At 39.3% G+C, this 18,169-nt stretch carries 13 protein-coding genes and 1 riboswitch; of the genes, 10 read left to right on the forward strand and 3 right to left on the reverse strand.

The features are described from left to right. The first annotated feature begins 19 nt into the window (after positions 1–19). A riboswitch (cobalamin riboswitch) is annotated at positions 20–235 on the forward strand. Positions 236–362: 127 nt separating this feature from the next. Beyond that, a complete protein-coding gene (locus J0A69_RS07405) occupies positions 363–2,222 on the forward strand; it encodes a TonB-dependent receptor (RefSeq protein ID WP_206585933.1) in 1,860 nt (619 codons plus the stop codon). Next, positions 2,219–3,271 (forward strand): YncE family protein, encoded by a 1,053-nt coding sequence (locus J0A69_RS07410; RefSeq protein ID WP_206585934.1) that lies wholly within the window; start codon positions 2,219–2,221, stop codon positions 3,269–3,271. Before J0A69_RS07405 ends, J0A69_RS07410 begins: the two co-directional genes overlap by 4 nt. A gap of 29 nt (positions 3,272–3,300) precedes the next feature. Here the strand turns inward: J0A69_RS07410 and J0A69_RS07415 are convergent, their stop codons facing one another. Together J0A69_RS07415 and J0A69_RS07420 are read right to left on the reverse strand one after the other, a co-directional pair. Next, the gene (locus J0A69_RS07415; protein ID WP_206585935.1) at positions 3,301–3,717 is read right to left on the reverse strand and encodes a nucleotidyltransferase substrate binding protein; all 417 of its coding nucleotides are present in this window, start codon (positions 3,715–3,717) and stop codon (positions 3,301–3,303) included. Positions 3,718–3,782: 65 nt separating this feature from the next. Further along, positions 3,783–5,219: a S1C family serine protease gene (locus J0A69_RS07420; RefSeq protein ID WP_206585936.1), complete on the reverse strand. Its 1,437-nt coding sequence runs from the start codon at positions 5,217–5,219 to the stop codon at positions 3,783–3,785. A 226-nt stretch (positions 5,220–5,445) separates the two neighbouring features. On the opposite strand from J0A69_RS07420, the gene J0A69_RS07425 reads away from it, so the two are divergent. The 8 genes from J0A69_RS07425 to J0A69_RS07460 all read left to right on the forward strand — a co-directional run bounded on the left by J0A69_RS07425 (position 5,446) and on the right by J0A69_RS07460 (position 17,680). After that, positions 5,446–6,612: a 1-deoxy-D-xylulose-5-phosphate reductoisomerase gene (locus J0A69_RS07425; RefSeq protein ID WP_206585937.1), complete on the forward strand. Its 1,167-nt coding sequence runs from the start codon at positions 5,446–5,448 to the stop codon at positions 6,610–6,612. Beyond that, positions 6,612–7,931, forward strand: coding sequence for an RIP metalloprotease RseP (gene rseP, locus J0A69_RS07430; protein ID WP_206585938.1), 1,320 nt, complete (start codon positions 6,612–6,614; stop codon positions 7,929–7,931). The genes J0A69_RS07425 and rseP overlap by 1 nt, the downstream gene beginning before the upstream one ends. A gap of 183 nt (positions 7,932–8,114) precedes the next feature. Continuing rightward, the gene (locus J0A69_RS07435) at positions 8,115–9,326 is read left to right on the forward strand and encodes a hypothetical protein (RefSeq protein WP_206585939.1); all 1,212 of its coding nucleotides are present in this window, start codon (positions 8,115–8,117) and stop codon (positions 9,324–9,326) included. A 155-nt stretch (positions 9,327–9,481) separates the two neighbouring features. After that, positions 9,482–10,747, forward strand: a complete 1,266-nt coding sequence (locus J0A69_RS07440) for a hypothetical protein (protein ID WP_206585940.1) — start codon at positions 9,482–9,484, stop codon at positions 10,745–10,747. An 8-nt stretch (positions 10,748–10,755) separates the two neighbouring features. Beyond that, the gene (locus J0A69_RS07445; protein ID WP_206585941.1) at positions 10,756–12,795 is read left to right on the forward strand and encodes a Kelch repeat-containing protein; all 2,040 of its coding nucleotides are present in this window, start codon (positions 10,756–10,758) and stop codon (positions 12,793–12,795) included. Positions 12,796–12,922: 127 nt separating this feature from the next. After that, the gene (gene lon / locus J0A69_RS07450) at positions 12,923–15,394 is read left to right on the forward strand and encodes an endopeptidase La (protein ID WP_206585942.1); all 2,472 of its coding nucleotides are present in this window, start codon (positions 12,923–12,925) and stop codon (positions 15,392–15,394) included. 124 nt (positions 15,395–15,518) lie between these two features. Continuing rightward, entirely contained in the window at positions 15,519–16,910 is a 1,392-nt protein-coding gene (gene hslU, locus J0A69_RS07455; RefSeq protein WP_206585943.1) for an ATP-dependent protease ATPase subunit HslU, read from the forward strand. Between the two features lie 35 nt (positions 16,911–16,945). Further along, positions 16,946–17,680 (forward strand): SDR family NAD(P)-dependent oxidoreductase, encoded by a 735-nt coding sequence (locus J0A69_RS07460; RefSeq protein ID WP_206585944.1) that lies wholly within the window; start codon positions 16,946–16,948, stop codon positions 17,678–17,680. On the opposite strand, the gene J0A69_RS07465 is transcribed toward J0A69_RS07460, so the two are convergent. Next, entirely contained in the window at positions 17,677–18,168 is a 492-nt protein-coding gene (locus J0A69_RS07465) for a SixA phosphatase family protein (protein ID WP_206585945.1), read from the reverse strand. The two genes, J0A69_RS07460 and J0A69_RS07465, sit on opposite strands and share 4 nt — an antisense overlap. Position 18,169 lies beyond the last annotated feature (1 nt).

The following is an 18,169-nucleotide window of genomic DNA, read 5'->3' on the forward strand; positions in this document are numbered from 1 at the left end:
TTTGAAGATAATCCCAGCTAAGTTTGTGGCTGAAATAGGTTCTTGGATTTGAATTTTAAATCCGGGATTAAAAGGGAATTCGGTGTAAAACCGAAGCTGTCCCCGCAACTGTAAGCCCTGTGGATTTTTCTACACATGGTTTTGTCATCCCTCGCCATTGGCCCGAAAGATTCCGGGCTGAGAAGGCAGACAAAATCGGGTAAGCCAGGAGACCTGCCATTTCATGATTCTGTGCTTTCGGAGGAAAAGCAATGAAGAATGCGCCAGAAATCGAATCAGGGTTTACTGATTCGAAAGAGATTCATTTCTTCTATTTTCTCTTCAAGCCGAATCGAATAGCGATAAGTTTAATTCGATCAGGCATGATTTTGTTTTTGTGGGTGGTTTCCCTATTTGGATTTATTCCTACTCCTCAGGATACGGTGATATTGTCTGAGGTGGAAGTTTATGCTCCAGCTTTGGATCGTTTTGCTCAAGGTCAAAAGGTGATTTCTTGGAGCAAAAAAGATTTGATGGATTTTGAAGGCAGAGCTTTGGCAGATCTGCTGCAAGAGCAATCGCCGGTTTTTGTGCGCCAGTATGGAGCGGGAATGCTGGCTTCTCCATCTTTCCGAGGTACTTCTGCAGGGCATACAGCTTTATTTTGGAATGGTTTGCCGATCAATAGCCCCTCCCTCGGCCAAAGTGACCTCTCCATTTTACCCATGGCGGCAATTGATCAGCTAAGTCTCCAATTTGGAAACGCAGGTGCACTTTTCGGCAATGAAGCAATTGGCGGATCCGTTCACCTTCTGACAGTTCCTGAGTTTGGAAAAGAATTCCATGCTTCTATAGGCCAGCAGTTTGGGAGCTTTGGGAAATACAACACACATCTCAAAGCTTCATATTCTACTGATGATCTAAGTCTTTCTACCAAAGTTTACAGGGAGTTCTCCAAAAACAATTTTCCTTACATGGATTTGGGACAGATTAGTACACCTCTGGTAAAAGAAGATCACGCTGCATTCGAGCAAAAAGGAATTGTACAGGATTTGGCCTGGAATTTTGATTCCAATCATCAGCTTAAAGCAGCATTTTGGTTCAATCAAGCGGATAGGGAAATCCAACCTGTGATGGGTTCAAATACGCAGGATATGCAATCTGACCAAAGTCTCCGAGCCGCTTTGGATTATTTCAGATTTGGCAATCACTCAGTTTTAAATTTAAAAATTGGGATGGTCAAGGATGAATTACTTTTTAATGAAAGTCTGAGTAAAACGGGACAGTTTTTTGTTGGAGGGGATTGGGATCAGGTGATTTCGGATCATTGGACGATCAAAGGAGGGTTGCGCTTTACACAGGTTCAGGCTGATTTGAGCACATATTCCACCAGTGACCAGCGGATTGAATCCTATCAATCTGCCAAGTTTAAGGCTTCTGATCGACTAGCTTTTTCCTTGAATTTAAGAGAATTGATTTATCAGGACCAATGGGCACCATTCACACCTAGCCTGGGAATGGACTGGGTAGTTATCCAAAACGAGAAGCAAGAATTGTTGCTAAAATCGTCTGTTGGAAAAGGTTTTAAAGTTCCAACGCTCAATGACAGGTTCTGGGAGCCTGGTGGAAATCCGAATTTATTACCCGAAGAAAGTACCAGTGGGGAAATTGGGTTTGCGCATCAGTTTTTGGGAGAAATAAACTGGTCAAATTCCATTACCTATTATCGAATGAGTGTAGACAATTGGATCATTTGGTTGCCTCAGGGATCGGTTTGGACTCCAGATAATATCCGAAATGTCAGCAATCAAGGAATCGAATACGAGGGGGCGGTCAAAGGAAAATTGGGTGCTTGGGATTGGAAATTAATCTGGTCCTATTCTTGGAATCGGGCTGTTTCCACCAAAGGGATCGGAGAGAGTGATCCAGCTATAGGAAAGCAATTGCCATACACTCCTCAGCATCAGGCCAATGGACAATTCAACTTTGGAAATAATGCTTTTAGAGCATTTTTAGGCTCATTTTTCGTCGGTGAAAGATCAGTGACAGCAGATAATCCGAGATTGATGCCTAGCTACCAGCTTTTCAATGGAGGTGTTTCTTTCAATCGAATCCAATGGGGAAAACTTTCTTTCCCAGTCAGTTTCCAAGTCAATAATATTTTCAATAAAAACTATCAGGTGCTCTACTTACGCGCCATGCCAGGAAGGTCTTTTCAATTTAATTTATCAATAAACTTATGAAGTTAAAACTCAACCAACTGTTAGGAGCATTTTTGCTCAGTTTCATCCTTTTCTCCTGTTCTAATTCTGATTCAGAGCAACCAAGAGGAGCCTATGAGCAAGGGATTTTGATCATGAATGAAGGCAATTTTGGAACAAATGATGGAGAGGTTTACCATTTGGATCCTGCTACTCAAACCTTGAAATCAAATGTATTTGAAGCGGAGAATCTCAGACCATTTGCTGGATTGCTGGAAGATATGGTCCCTGCTGGTGAAAACTTGTATTTGGTAGCCAATACTGGAAAGGTAGAGATAGTTGATGCAGGCACATTTAAAAGTACAGGAGCAGTTTCTGGTGGTTTGGATCAGCCAAGATCGTTGGAAGTGGTAGGAAGCAAATTGTTTATTTCGGATTATGGGCCTTACAATGCATCTTATGCCACTCCGGATTCTTATGTGGCAGTTGTGGATGGATTAAATGGAGGCGTGGTTTCCAAGAAAATTGAGGTATCAAACAAACCGGAAGATCTATTCGCTTATGGGAAATATATTTTCGTGGCAGGATCAGAGGAAGGAAAAGTAGAAATTATTGATGCAGACAAAGAAGAAGTAATTAAAGTCTTGGAAGTAGATGGTCATCCTGCCCAGTTTTTTGAATCCGATGGGAGAGTCTGGTTATTTTCGACAGGTAATGATGAAGTGTATTTCCAATCATTCCACATGGATAATTTTACCAAAGCAACTACCAATGCTTTGCCTGTGGCTAATGCAACAGGAAGAATTGCTTTTGGGAACGATAATATTTTTTACGTGGTGACCAGCACTGGTTGGCCAGACTATATCGACGGAGTTTCCAGAGTCTCTGTCTTGGGACCAGAATTAGATTTGGATTGGATGAGCGGAAGCGGATTTTATGGAATTGGGTACGATAAAAGCAGAGATGAATTATATGTTGCCAATTCAAATGGTTTTCAAGGAAACGGAACAATTACAGTTTATGACAAGGAAGGAGCCGAAATCAGATCCTTTGAGACTGGAAGAGGACCTTCAGGGTTTTTATTCTATTAAAAAGTAAAGAGCGGCATTGCCGCTCTTTTTTATTCATTCAATTTTTTACCCATCGTATCTTCAAACCGTTCCAATAATCGGAAGTAATTGTTTTGAATATTATGGATGAATTTTTCCTGGGTATCTATCGCATAGACTGGATTATATTGAATTCTATCAATCACTATGTCTAGCCAGGCTTTACCATCATCAATCAACTCAGCGTGAAATGCCTCGACGGTCAAATCACGGGAACCTGAAAATGGACCTTTTTTCTGTTTCTCGAAATATTTCGTGATCACTTTCAAAGCAAGTTCATGAGCCACTTCAAAATTGATGATCAGTTCTCGTGCCTGTGCTTCAGTGAGACCAATTTTTTTGGCTCGATTCACATAAATACTCAGATCTTCCAATGCCGTGCTGAATTCTTCAAAGCATTGTTCACAGGTTTGGGGTACGGTCTTCATGGGTTCTTACTTTTAAATAAGGTACAAATTTTTACAATCTGTCACCTATATCAAGCGATCAAATTTTATCGGATTGTGTAGCTCTGCATAAAAGGTTGTCCACTGGACGCTACCCCTTCCAACAAGAGTTTACCACTATATTCTTCCAAGAATTTTCCGACGGTTTTAGGATCTCGGGCTGGTTCTCTATTAATCTGAGTAATAATAAAACCTTCTCTCAATCCAAGATCTCTCAAGTAACCTCTGGTCATACCAGTTAATTTGATTCCGTATTCCACGCCCATTTTATCTTTTTCTATGGTATTGACAGCTTCAAGTTTTGCTCCTAAGACAGCAGAACTATAATACTCTCTTTTTAAGATTCCACTTCCACCTTCCAGATTTTGAAGTTTCAGCTGAGCAGTTTTGCGTTGACCGTCTCGATTATAAGTTACGGGAAGTTCCTGACCAGGATAGTAATAGGAAAGTGCTTCTTCAAAGCTTCCCATTCCTGTGATTGGTTGATTGCCCAATTGGGTGATTACATCATTTCGTTGAAGGCCAGCTTCTTCTGCGGCTCCATCCCGAACCACATGCGTTACGATAACTCCATTTAAGGTTTTAATATTCATTTCCTCAGCCAATTCCGGAGTGATTTCCACAGCTTCGATTCCTGGGATTGCCTTTTGAACTTCCCCATATTGGATCAAGTCATTTGAGACTTTCATGGCAATATCCACTGGAACAGCAAAACCATATCCGGTGTAAGAACCTGTTCTAGAAAGTATCGCTGTATTGATACCCACGAGTTCGCCATTGACATTGACCAAAGCTCCTCCAGAGTTGCCCGGGTTGATAGGGGCATCTGTTTGAATGAAACTTTCTAATGGGAAATCTCCTCCCAGAATATTGATCTGTCGCTCTTTCGCAGAAACAATTCCAGCAGTAACGGTTGAAGTTAGATTGAACGGGTTTCCGACCGCCAGAACCCATTCTCCGATTTTCAAATCTCTGCTACTGCCGCGACGGATCGCAGGGAGTCCTTCTGCATCAATTTTCAAAACCGCGATGTCAGTATTTTTATCAGTGCCTACGAGACGGGCTTTGTATGTTTTCTTTTGATGGATTACTTCAATAGTTTCTGCTCTATCGATCACATGGTTGTTGGTGACGATATAGCCATCCTCGGAAATAATCACTCCAGAACCAGAGCTTACCTGTTGGGATGGTCCTGATCCAAAGAAATAATCAAACATGCTATACCTTCTCGGATCGGTACCGGAAAAGTTCTTTATGAATACAACAGATTGGGTGCTATTTTCCGAAGCATCAACAAAAGATAGCGGAGGTTCTGAACGCGTACTTGGGGAATACTCCGAAGCAAAACTCATTTCTGTATCCGGTTGATCAGGAAGAGAAAAGGATGAGTTTTTAGGTTCCTGGAAAGTAAATTGAGTCCAAACCGCAGCTCCTGCAAGTCCAGCCAGGAAGGAAACTCCGGTAGTTTTGATAAGACTTTTCATAGAGTTCATTTTATCTGTTTGACGTTTGGATGAAAAATCAAGTTCTGTGCTTCACAAATTTTAAGAAACAGGCAAAAACTTGTATCGAAATCGAGCAAAAATCAGCCCATCCCGTAAAAACTGACGATAAGTACAAGGAAAAGTCTAGGCATCTTGTAATTTTGTCAGCTCATTGAGTAAACCTTCTTATAAATACAAAGGTTTAATTGCTCAAAATCCCTTGAGAATGACAGAAAAAAAGCGCGTAGCCATCCTAGGCAGCACCGGAAGTATAGGTACTCAGACCTTGGAGGTAATCCGCCAACATTCTTCAGACTTTGTAGTCGAGGTACTTACTGCCCAAAATAATGCAGCTCTTTTGATTCAACAGGCTTTGGAATTTCTTCCCAATGCTGTAGTGATAGGGAATGAAGCTTTATACGCAGAGGTCAAAGAGGCTCTGATTCCAAAAGACATTAAAGTATTTGCCGGGCAAAAAGCCATTGCACAGGTGGTGGAAATGGAAACCATTGATGTGGTTTTAACTGCATTGGTTGGATATTCAGGCCTGATCCCAACTATCCATGCCATTAAAGCTGGAAAGCAGATTGCTTTGGCCAACAAAGAAACTCTAGTGGTAGCAGGGGAAATTATCACAGCTCTTGCAAAAGAAAACAGAGTAAATATTTATCCTGTAGATTCTGAGCATTCTGCTATTTTCCAATGTCTGGTTGGTGAGTTTCACAATCCAATCGAGAAGATCATTTTGACGGCATCTGGTGGTCCTTTCAGAGGAAAAGACAGAACTTTCCTGGAAACGGTTACTAAAGCTCAAGCCTTAAAACATCCCAATTGGGAGATGGGAGCAAAAATCACCATTGATTCTGCTTCGTTGATGAACAAAGGTTTGGAAGTCATAGAAGCCAAATGGCTTTTTGGGCTGAAAACTGAGCAGATAGATGTCGTTGTGCATCCTCAGAGTATCATTCATTCCTTGGTTCAGTTTGAGGACGGATCTCTCAAAGCACAACTCGGACTACCTGATATGCGTATTCCCATTCAGTTTGCCCTAAGCTTTCCGGATCGGTTGAAAAGTGATTTTGAGCGATTCGACTTTATGAATTACCCACAATTGACTTTTGAGCAACCAGATTTAAAGACATTTAAGAATTTGCAACTAGCCTATGATGCATTGGCAAAGGGAGGAAATGCCCCTTGTATATTGAATGCAGCCAATGAAATTGCTGTTGCAGCTTTTCTACAAGAGAAAGTAGGTTTTCTGGAAATGTCCGACCTGATCGGTGAGGCACTTTCGAAAACAGAATATATCTTACACCCAAATCTGGAGGATTATGTGGAGACGGATCGCAGGGCAAGAGAAATTACAGAACAACTAATTAAGCGTAAAGTATAATGGATACATTGATTATGGTGGGCCAGCTTATCCTGGGATTGTCAATCCTGGTAGGTTTGCATGAGTTGGGTCACTTGCTCACAGCCAAGATGTTTGGCATGCGAGTAGAGAAATTTTCTATCGGTTTTCCCCCAAAAATCGCTGGTTTCCAATGGGGAGAAACTGAATATTCTATCGGAGCAATTCCTTTGGGAGGATTTGTGAAAATCTCTGGGATGGTGGATGAATCCATGGATACCGAGCAGCTAGCAGCTGAACCACAGCCTTGGGAATTTAGAGCAAAACCAGCCTGGCAGCGATTGATCGTGATGCTTGGAGGTATTATTGTCAACGTCATCACTGGGATTGTGATTTTTGTGATCTTGGTTTTCAACAATGGAGAAACCTATTTTTCGAGAGATCAAGTCGTTGAAAATGGGATCGTTGCTTATGATATTGGTGAATCTATTGGTCTAAAGACCGGTGATAAAATCCTGGATTTGAATGGTCAGCCATATGTAAGCATCAATGATCTGAGTAGTGGATCTGCCTTGCTTTCTGAAAATGGTTATTACACAGTTGATAGAGATGGAGAAATCCTGAAAATTGAAATCCCGAGAGGATTTATCAATTCGTTCAATAAACAAGAGGCCTTGGATAATTTTGTGGATATCCGATATCCATTTGAACTGTCTGTGATTGATGAGGGAGGAGCTGCTGAGAAAGCAGGAATTACACCTGAGGACAAGATCCTAGCAATCAACGGAAGAGAAATCAACTATTTCAATGACCTACAAGAGGTTTTGGCAGAAGCTAAAAATCAAAATGCGACTGTAACCTTACTTAGAAATGGTGATACAACTCAAGCCACTGTTGCAGTAACGGATAGAGGTACGATTGATATCGCCGTTAAGCCATTAATCGAGCCAGTTAGAAGGGAATATGGATTTGGGGAGGCTTTGGCAAAAGGAACAGAAAGAGCCTTTACTGTGGTAATCGTCAATGCTAAAGCTCTTGGAAAGATGTTTACGGGAGAGGTTTCTGCCAAAAACGTCAGTGGTCCGATTGGGATGGCTAAAATTTATGGAGATGTTTGGGACTGGACGAAGTTTTGGACAATCACAGGATTGATATCCATGTTATTGGCATTTATGAACTTGTTGCCTATCCCAGCATTGGATGGAGGGCATGTGATGTTCTTGCTCTATGAGATGATTTCTGGTAGAGCTCCTTCAGACAAGTTCTTGGAAAATGCCCAGAAAGTAGGGATGGTGATCTTGCTTGCTTTGATGGTTTTTGCCATCGGAAATGATGTCTTGAAACTGTTTACAGGAGGTTAAAATAAACCTTAAATACAATTTTTGAAGTCGGGAGAAATCCCGACTTTTTTTGTTGAAAAAAATCCAAAAAATTGTAGTTCTGAAAATCAATTAGTTACATATATTTTTAGGTGGAAGAGCTTCGCTTTGAAAAAAATATGAAAACCAAATCATAATTTAACGACCTGAAAATGAGTTAAAAATATGAAATTTTACAAGCCTGCAATTGTTATTCTATTGTACTTCTTTTCACAACTTTCGTGGGCTCAAAAAGCTTCAAAACTTCTTGTGATAAAAGACGGCCAATCTGTTGAAATGTCTTATTTGGGAGAATCAGATTTCTCTTTTTTCGATCAATTAAAAGTAATTGATGGGGGAGTGGAAAAAAGTTTTGATGCTGCCCAAATTGATGGGTTCAAATTTGAGAATGGGAGATATTTTCTCTCAAAAAAAGTAAGAGGAACAGAGGAGAGACATTTTTTCCAGATTCCATTTGAAGGTGAGAAATCAATTGGAGTAATTAAATCCGGGTATTATTTGATTTTGGGGGATGAGGCGATATTACTTTCTGTAGACAGCAGGGAAAATACCAGTATGGTCAGTCGTGAACTTAAAAGAAAAACTTATCTAGGAGTCCTTCATTATGCACTGGATGATTGTAGTCCAGAAATAACAGAAATGGTCAATGGAGTAAATCTTTCCTATCCTTCATTGGAGAGACTTTTTATTGCGTATCATGAATGCAAAGGGTTGGAGTATGAATTACATGGAAAGTCAATTCCGTTTTTCAAACCTGGGTTTTCAGCATCAGTAGGTTTTGGCTCGATCAATCAAAAAATGGATCCTTTGATTTTCACTACTCAAGGAAGCGCCCCTACTTTTGAAATTCTTATTGACTTGATTTTCCAAAAATTCTCTCCCCGAACCAAGGCACAGCTGGGGGCTTCTCTTTTATCATATGAAGACACCTGGAGAGTTTCGGATGATGGCTTTATTCCAGGTCAAGCAAGAGAATTTTATCAGGAAGAATTCAAAATGAGGTTGATAAAGCTACCCGCTGTTTTTACTTACAATGTGATTCATAAAGAAAAGCAGAGTTTGTATTTGGGAGCTGGAATTACATATTCTTTAGCCAAAAAAGAAAGTATATCAGAGATTTCCCAATGGGAATTTAATTCTCCTTATGAAGAAAATACAATTATTACCAGACCAAGAGATCCTGTTTTATTGGATACCAGAAACACATCTGGTTATTTGTGGAAACTAGGCTATCGAAGAAAAGTAAAGTCATCATGGATTTCTACGGAATATCAATTTGACAAATTCTCAAATTTAGGATATGCAGTTTTAACAAGTGATATCATTTACAAATATTCAATGTCAATGAACAGTTTAAAGATTGGGGTTAGTTTTTAAGAGTTTAAAATAGTCTTTTCCTTACCCTGGGAATTCCGCTCTGAAAGGCCGGGTTTTATATTAAAAAAAATAATAACTAATTATTAAAATATTTGAATACTTGAGCTTGCTAATTTGAAAGTAACTAATTATCTAGCACTCCATTTATTCAATATATGGTTAACAAATATTACCGGGTAGCTTTATTGATTTTGCTCTTTAATCTATCCAATTTTTTGGCCTATGGCCAAAAGGACTTTACCGATAAAAATCTATGGGAAAATACCCCGTCAGAATCAGGAATCCCAAGCGATTTTATCCTCGACTCCAGTGGTGATAAAGTCTTTGGTAGAGTTATCAGGTCATTTGATTTTTCAGATTATGAGGTTATAGAGTTTGAAAAAGATGGAAAAATTACCACTTACACCCCAGACCAAATTCAAGGTTTTGGATTAGACAATGGAAGATTTTTTCTCTCTAAGTTGCTGCCTGATTCAGAAGATTTTCAATTTGCTCAGATTTTGTTTTCAGGGAAATACCAGCTTCTGGAGCGAAAAAATAAATTTTTTGTTGATTCAGGATTGGAGATCATTGAACTGAAAATTATTCCAAGGGAAACCTATACAGGTAAAGAGAAATTTGTAAAGCTCTATATAAGTACTTTGAAATTTTTAATGACAGGACGTTGTGGGCTTGAGTTGGCGCCTAAGATAGAACGGGCTGATTTGGAAGAGCAGGATTTAATCCAGGTTTTAATTGAATTCCACGAGTGCGAGGATTATCAGTATGTGGTTCATGTAGCTAAAATTCCTTTGGTGAAAGTATCCCCAACTATTGGGATTGGTGGAGGAGTGGTTTCTCCAAAAGCACTAGAGGCATTAGAAGGCAGAGCTATGGATATTCAGGCTCCTTATTTTGTTCAGGCGATGGTTGGGGGACAGCTACATGATTTTAGAAAAGCACCACGGCTAAGTTTTGACTTCAAAGTGGGATATAGGTTGATGTCAAGCTCATGGTTAGTAAGCCAGATAAGTGGTTCGTATTTATATACCGGATCCCAAGATATAAGGCAGGGGAGTTTATTAATCCCTTTGAGTTTAAATTATACATTTTTCAAAAGGGAGTCCATGGATTTGTATCTAGGGCTTGGTGGAGGTTTTGTTTTTAGCAAAATCAAAAATGAAGAGGGCTTGGTAGATTTAACCAATCTTACCATAAAAGAAACAGTTTTGACCTATGAGGATTTAGTCGATGTAAGACCTAAACTTTTCAGTCCTGCAATCAAATTAGGAAGTAATATTTTTTCTGGCTCGAATAAAAGTATCTATACCGAGGTCTTGGCAGAATATGCCAAAGCGATGTACCTCAGTTATTTACCTAATTACCACGAAAAGGAATATAATTCTTTTTCAGTTTCAATAAGTCTAGGGATTAAATTTTAAAAATGGTCATGAGACGTCAATTATTGGCTTTTTTCCTTTTAATAGGACTGATTTCTTCCTGTGAAAAAGAAGAGGTAATACCTAGGACAAATCCCCGGTTTTCTGTCACGATGGTTCAGGATATCTCTGAGGGTGGTGCGGAATTCCGTGCCCAAATGACTGATTATGGAAGTGATGAAATATTGGAATATGGCTTTGTCTTTTCAGAAGGAGAAAATCCGAAAATCGGATATGGGGACTTTGTGAGTGAGCAAGGAAGACCGAGTGAGTTTTTTACTTTAAAAGCCAAAACCGGACTTATAAAAGGCAAAACGTATTTTGTTGCTGCCTATTTGAAGACAAATACTGGAATTATTTATTCTGAACCAAGCTCATTTTTAGCCCAGGGAAGTGAAGGATTTGTATTAAATAGAATTGAATTAAAGCAACCAGTATATTTTGGAGATACAATTTTAGTCTTTGGGGAAAACCTGAGTTCTAACTCTGCTTATTATGATGTGACTGTCAATGGAATACCAGCTTTAGTCTCAAATTTGAGCAATACCGGATTTAAAATTAAAATTCCAAGTTGGTTTGAGACAGAAAGAGTGGATGACGAACATGTCGTGTTGACGATAAACTTAAAAGTCGTTGGGAAGACCTTAGAGCTGAGGGAAATTGTCAAGTTTAAAGAACCAGAATTTATTCCTCAACCTGTCCAAGAGGTTTTTTACAAAGAAAAGGTTGTGGTTAAGGGTAATTACCTTCTTTCAGACGAAGTGAAAGTAATCATGAAAAATGACAGTGGTGGAGGATGGGAATTGCCTTTGGTCTCATTTGATGAAAATGAAGTTGGGTTTTTGGCTGAAATCAATAACTACATTTATAAAAATGGGAGCCTGTTTCTGAGAATACGAGGGAAAGATTATCCGATGAAGGACGTATTCAGAATGAAAGGTTCAGAGCTTGAGCCAGGCCAACAAATAAGAGGTTCTTCCAGAGAATATTTTTTTGTTAAGGGTACTAATTTTATCGAGCAATACCAAGCAAACGAGTTTTTAACCAATGTTTCAGGAGTAAGTTCTTATTCCGAATATTCATCGGAAAATGAAGTGGTGATGTATTTCAATGGAGAAATATTGACTCGCGAAATGAAAATTTTTGCCAACAATTTCGGTCAAAAATCACAAAACTTTGCAGAGATTCATTTTACTGATTCGTATTTAAATTATTTAAAAATGCCCTCTGAATTCAGGGATTATAGATTTATTAAGGGATCAGGAGTTACAGTCGATGGCATAGGTTATTTTTTCTTGGATAGAAATGTTTACCGAATTGATCCTAAAACAAGAGGAGTGAGCATTGTTGCCAAATCTCCGGAAAGTGTTTTTCATCTTGCAGGAGGCTTCTCATATTCTGCAAGCAATGGTAAGATTTACCTAGGGGCTGTCAGCAGTTCTGAAAGTCAAGGGTCTTTTTGGGAGTTTGATCCCAAAACGAATAGTTTAAAAAGATTAGCAGATATTCCATCAAAAGCGCTCAAGCCGAAATTGGTTTATGCCACTCAAAAACACCTTTATTACGAGGGTGGATATACCCAAACTACAGTTGGATATACTTGGGATCCTGGAGTTTTTAAATATTCATTTGCATCCAATTCTTGGGAAAAGCTGAACCGCGAGTTCAATAATGACGAATACCTAATCTTATTTAGAACATTCCGATATGATGGAGGGATCTATACCTTAATGGATGATGTTGAATCCATATATCCTGTAATTAAAAAATTCAACGAAAGTACCGAAGAATGGGAATTTGTAAGGGATTTAGGATACTATGAGCGAGTTACTACAGCAAATGAGCTTTTCGTTATAGGTGATTGGGTTTACAACTTTAATCAACAATCTGTGGCTGCATACAATTTGAAAACCTTTGAAAATAAAATATGGAATGCTGGCTATGGAGTCTCAGGTTTTGAGATGAACTATTCGTTTCAGGCAGATGGAAAGATATATGCGTATGATGGGAATTTCCTAGTTGAGATCGATCCAGCGTATTTTTCTGATTAATTCCCTGCCAATCTGACAATATCCCCGTTTGGCATAACCCTTGACCTTTTAGGAAGAACCTTCGCATTTTGAAGGTTCTTCTTTTATTTTAGCTAAATCCTGACAGCCTAACTGTCAATATGTCTATATGAGTCAATTCGAAAATCCAATGTTCCAAAATTTAATGACCGGTGAATTTGCCGGTGAAGGAGATCTAATCCAATTGATCACCGACGATGAAAATGAGGAACAAGGAACTGAATCTTACGGAGAAGAACTTCCGATTCTTTCTGTTCGAAATACAGTGCTGTTTCCAGGGGTAGTGATACCAATTACTGTGGGAAGACAGCGCTCCATTCGTTTGGTCAAAAAGGCCCAGAAAGGAGATAAATTAATAGGAGTTTGTGCACAGATTAATCCTAATAATGATGATCCTTCTTGGGAAGACATCTATCAAGTGGGTACGCTTGCCAAAATCATAAAAATGATTGTGCTTCCTGATGGTAACACAACCATTATCATTCAGGGTAAGAAGAGATTCAAAGTAAGGGAGCAAGTCACCGATGATCCTTATTTCATTGCCAAAGTGGATTACTTGGATGAGAATTTTCCTAAAAGCTCCAAGAAGATAAAAGCTCTTGAAGAGTCATTGAAAGATGCTGCAACTAGGATTTTGCATTTGAATCCCGAGATTCCAAGAGAGGCTCAGGTAGCTTTAGACAACATTGATAATACCCCTTTCCTAACTCATTTTCTTTCCTCAAACATCAATGCGCCTGTAGAATCCAAACAGCGTTTGTTGGAAATAAATGATGGAGTAGATCGTGCCACTTTGCTTTTGGAGTTTATGATGAAAGACATACAGATGTTGGAGTTGAAATCAGAAATCCAGAAGAAAGTTCATACCGATATCGATCAGCAGCAACGGGATTATTTCTTGAGGCAGCAGATGAAAGTCCTTCAGACTGAGCTTGGAGAAGAAGGCCCTGAAAAAGAAGTAGAGGATTTAAGGGCAAGAGGTGCGCAGAAAAAATGGCCGGAAGATGTAAGGAAACATTTTGAGAAAGAGTTGGATAAAATCCTTCGGATCAATCCTTCTGCGGCTGAATATCCGATTGCTTTGAATTATGCAGAAACCATGGTTGAATTGCCATGGAATGAATTCACTCAGGATAATTTTGATCTTAAAAATGCACGAGCCATTCTTGATCATGATCATTTTGGTTTGGAAAAAGTAAAAGAAAGGATCATCGAGTATCTCGCAGTTTTAAAGCTGAAAAACGATTTAAAAGGCCCGATTCTTTGCTTGTATGGCCCTCCAGGAGTTGGTAAAACTTCATTGGGTAAGTCAATTGCAGAAGCTTTGGGTAGAAAATATATCCGCATGTCACTAGGTGGTCTTCATGATGAGGCCGAAATTCGTGGCCATAGAAAAACCTATGTTGGCGCGATGCCAGGCAAGATTATTCAAAACATGAAAAAGGTGAAGATCTCTAATCCTGTTTATGTTTTGGACGAAATCGACAAGCTTTCTTCTGATTTCAGAGGAGATCCTTCTTCTGCTTTTCTTGAAGTGCTGGATCCGGAGCAAAACAGTACATTCTTGGATAATTACCTAGAGGTTGAATATGATTTGAGTAAAGTCTTGTTCATTGCCACGGCTAATTCTCTTGACAGCATTCAACCGGCTTTGAGAGATAGAATGGAAATCATTGAGGTTACGGGCTATACTCAGGAGGAAAAAGTTGAAATAGCTAAAAGGCATTTGGTACCTAAGCAAAGGAAAGAACATGGCTTGAAAAGCAAGCAGATTACATTCGAAAAAGCTGCTTTGGTGAAGATCATTGAGGATTATACTCGAGAGTCAGGAGTCAGAAGTCTAGAAAGAGCAATAGGGAAAGTTGTTCGGAATATTGCCAAGTCCATTGCAATGGAGGAGGAATATGATACCAAGATAACTCCTACCGCAGTTAGAAAAATCTTAGGTTCTGAAATTTTCGATAAAGAAACTTATCAGGATAATTCTGTTGCTGGAGTAGTTACTGGACTGGCTTGGACCAGCGTGGGTGGAGAAATTTTGTTTATAGAATCCAGTTTGAGTAGGGGAAAAGGTAAACTGACCCTCTCCGGTCAATTGGGTGATGTGATGAAAGAATCTGCCATGACAGCGCTTTCCTACCTTAAGTCCAGAGCAGAATCTCTGGGTATTGACCATCGGGTTTTTGATCAATACGATTTACACATTCACGTTCCTGCTGGAGCTGTTCCTAAGGATGGTCCATCTGCTGGTATTACTATGTTGACTGCCATGGCTTCTGTTTACACCCAAAGAAAGGTGAAAGCGAAAGTGGCGATGACTGGAGAAATCAGCTTGATCGGGAAAGTAATGCCTGTTGGCGGTATCAAAGAAAAGATCCTGGCTGCGAAAAGAGCTGGAATCAAGGAAATTATTCTTTGTAGAAAGAACATTCGAGACATTGAAGAAATCGATCAACAATACATCAAAGGAATTGATTTTCATTTTGTGGATCGAGTGGATGAAGTACTGGAAATTGCGCTACTAAAATCAAAAGTAGATAGACCTGTACAGTTCAATCTTTCTTCAGAAAGCAAATCTTAAACATAGCATAAGGCAATGCTGATTCCAGTATTGCCTTTTTTCATAACCCTAATAAATCCAACCCACTTTATTTTCGTTAGCGTAGATCAGTGACTTATAAAAAAGGGTTGTTTAACAAATCATTATGGAGCATATCATATCACTTACTCCCAGACAGATTGTTGCGGAGTTAGATAAATATATCATCGGGCAACACGATGCAAAGAGAAATGTTGCAATCGCTTTAAGAAACAGAATCCGCCGCTTGATGGTGAAATCTGAAATTCAAAAAGATATTGTGCCAAACAATATCCTGATGATAGGATCCACAGGTGTTGGTAAAACAGAAATTGCCAGACGATTGGCCAAAGTCGCAAACGCGCCATTTACAAAAGTTGAAGCCTCAAAATTCACCGAAGTAGGCTATGTGGGCCGCGATGTGGAAAGCATGGTAAGAGACTTGGTAGAGCAATCTGTAGCCTTGGTTAGAGAAGTAAAAAATGAAGCTGTAAAGGCTAAAGCGGCAGAGGCTGTGGAAGAGTTGATTTTGGATATTCTCATCCCACCTGTTAAAAGTGCCGGTTTCACACGAAGTATTCCAGTGGATTCAGATGCAGAACCTACCAATGATACCGAGCTGAATGAAAGAACTCGCGAGAGATTCCGTGAGAAGCTGAGAAATGGTGAGTTGGACGATCGCAAAATCGAGATCAATGTAAAAGCCTCTTCTCCAGTTGGAGTAGGTATGATTGGTAACGGAATGATTGATGATGCCAGCATGGCTGGACTTCAGGATATGATTTCCGGAATGATGCCTAAGAAAACCAAGAAAAGGAAGTTGAGTATTTCTGAAGCCAGAAAGGTATTGTTGGAAGAAGAAGCTTCAAAATTGATTGATTTTGATGAGGTAAAAGAAGAAGCTATCAAGTTGGCGGAGAATAATGGGATTATTTTTATTGATGAAATCGATAAAATAGCATCCAAGTCCGGAAAAAATGGTGGTGGACCTGATGTAAGTAGGGAAGGAGTTCAAAGAGATTTACTTCCGATTGTTGAAGGTTCTTCTGTCAATACAAAATATGGTGTAATTAATACAGATCATATTTTATTTATCGCAGCAGGAGCATTCCATGTGGCAAAGCCATCTGATTTGATTCCAGAGTTGCAGGGTAGATTTCCGATTCGAGTTGAGCTTCAAAGTCTTACCCAAGAGGATTTTACAAGAATTCTAAAAGAACCAAAGAATGCTTTGACCAAGCAATATCAAGCTCTATTTGAAGCAGAGGAAGTTTATTTGGAATTCAATGATGAATCAATTGATGAAATCGCAAGATTGGCATTCTTGATTAATCAGGAAGTAGAAAACATCGGAGCCAGAAGATTACATACTGTAATGAGTCATTTATTGAATGATTTTCTGTTTGATGTACCAGATACGATTGAAGCTAATTCTAAAATAATGATCACAAAAGAGATGGTTCAAGAGCGGTTAGCAACCCTTGTCAAGAACAGAGATTTGTCTCAATACATCCTTTGAGAAAAAAAAGGCACCATTTTGGTGTCTTTTTTTTTATGCCCCAATCACTCCTCATTATCACCGGTCATAGTCAAGGACTTGGCCGGGCAGTTTTGGATCATTATTTAGCCCAAAACGATTTTCAAATTTTAGCAATTTCTAGAACCAAACTGGAAATTGAATCGCCCAGATTGACACAGTTGAGTGTTGATTTATCAGAGCTTCCGGTTTTGGAAGAACAACTCGGAGATATCTTTCCCACAGGAGATTTTGAGAAAATTATTCTCCTCAACAATGCAGGATGGATCGGTGAAATAAAGCCGATCGGTAACCTGCAGCCTAAAAAGTTGAGAACCCAAGTGAATGTGAATTTACTAGCTCCTATGTACCTGACGAATGCTTTTATCAAGTTTTATAAAACGCATCAAGCTCAAAAAATAGTTTGTAATATTAGTTCAGGAGCAGCCTCCAGACCCGTTTCAGGATGGGGAGGATATTGCAGTACCAAGGCCGCTTTGGCTATGTTTACGCTAGTTGCAGCAAAGGAAAACAAGTCAGAGACTTTTCATTTCTACAGCTTGGCTCCAGGAATTGTGGATACAGGAATGCAAGGTGAGATAAGAGATTCAAATGAAAGTGACTTTCCTGAGATTGAAAAATTCAAAAGTTTCAAAGAAGAAAATAAACTGACAAGTCCAGAAGAGGTGGCTTTAAAAATTGAAAAGCTTTTCAGAAGTCCTGATCAATTTAAGGAAGTGATCCAGGATGTTAGATCTTTTGAACTGAATTAAAGTTTCCTCTTTGGAAAATCATAAAACCAGAACTTTGAATTTTCATTTGAAATTTCAGACCAATGGTCTGTGTCAAATTTGAACCCATAATGAGCTGAGGTTGGGAGGTTATCTATTGACCCTCCCAATAGCTCGATAAGTTCATTGAATCCAGGATTATGTCCAAAAACCAAGATCGTTTCATAGCGATCCTTTAGATGATGAATGATTTTTAGGATTTTTTCGGGACTGGCGTGATAGAGATGATCGTCGCTGATAATTTCATTTTTTGGGTAGCCAAAAGTTGCTGCAGTAAGCTCAGCAGTCTTTATGGCTCGCTCTGCTGAAGAGCTCAAAAATAGGTCTGGGTTTATCCCTCGGGCCTTTAATCTGCTTGCCATAACAGGTACATCCCTCAATCCTCGTTCAGCTAAGGGTCTCTTGTGATCTGCTAAAAATGGCTTATCCCATGCGGATTTTCCATGCCTTACCAAAATTATTTTCTTCATT

Origin of the sequence: Algoriphagus pacificus (assembly GCF_017254845.1) — a bacterium.
Lineage (GTDB): Bacteria > Bacteroidota > Bacteroidia > Cytophagales > Cyclobacteriaceae > Algoriphagus > Algoriphagus pacificus.

Excerpts from the sequence above, each read along its gene's own strand:
- J0A69_RS07460 (WP_206585944.1), top strand. The coding sequence starts at position 16,946 with ATGCCCCAATCACTCCTCATTATCACCGGTCATAGTCAAGGACTTGGC.
- lon (WP_206585942.1), top strand. The coding sequence starts at position 12,923 with ATGAGTCAATTCGAAAATCCAATGTTCCAAAATTTAATGACCGGTGAA.
- J0A69_RS07415 (WP_206585935.1), bottom strand. The coding sequence starts at position 3,717 with ATGAAGACCGTACCCCAAACCTGTGAACAATGCTTTGAAGAATTCAGC.
- rseP (WP_206585938.1), top strand. The coding sequence starts at position 6,612 with ATGGATACATTGATTATGGTGGGCCAGCTTATCCTGGGATTGTCAATC.
- J0A69_RS07420 (WP_206585936.1), bottom strand. The coding sequence starts at position 5,219 with ATGAAAAGTCTTATCAAAACTACCGGAGTTTCCTTCCTGGCTGGACTT.
- hslU (WP_206585943.1), top strand. The coding sequence starts at position 15,519 with ATGGAGCATATCATATCACTTACTCCCAGACAGATTGTTGCGGAGTTA.
- J0A69_RS07465 (WP_206585945.1), bottom strand. The coding sequence starts at position 18,168 with ATGAAGAAAATAATTTTGGTAAGGCATGGAAAATCCGCATGGGATAAG.
- J0A69_RS07435 (WP_206585939.1), top strand. The coding sequence starts at position 8,115 with ATGAAATTTTACAAGCCTGCAATTGTTATTCTATTGTACTTCTTTTCA.
- J0A69_RS07425 (WP_206585937.1), top strand. The coding sequence starts at position 5,446 with ATGACAGAAAAAAAGCGCGTAGCCATCCTAGGCAGCACCGGAAGTATA.
- J0A69_RS07410 (WP_206585934.1), top strand. The coding sequence starts at position 2,219 with ATGAAGTTAAAACTCAACCAACTGTTAGGAGCATTTTTGCTCAGTTTC.
- J0A69_RS07445 (WP_206585941.1), top strand. The coding sequence starts at position 10,756 with ATGAGACGTCAATTATTGGCTTTTTTCCTTTTAATAGGACTGATTTCT.
- J0A69_RS07440 (WP_206585940.1), top strand. The coding sequence starts at position 9,482 with ATGGTTAACAAATATTACCGGGTAGCTTTATTGATTTTGCTCTTTAAT.
- J0A69_RS07405 (WP_206585933.1), top strand. The coding sequence starts at position 363 with ATGATTTTGTTTTTGTGGGTGGTTTCCCTATTTGGATTTATTCCTACT.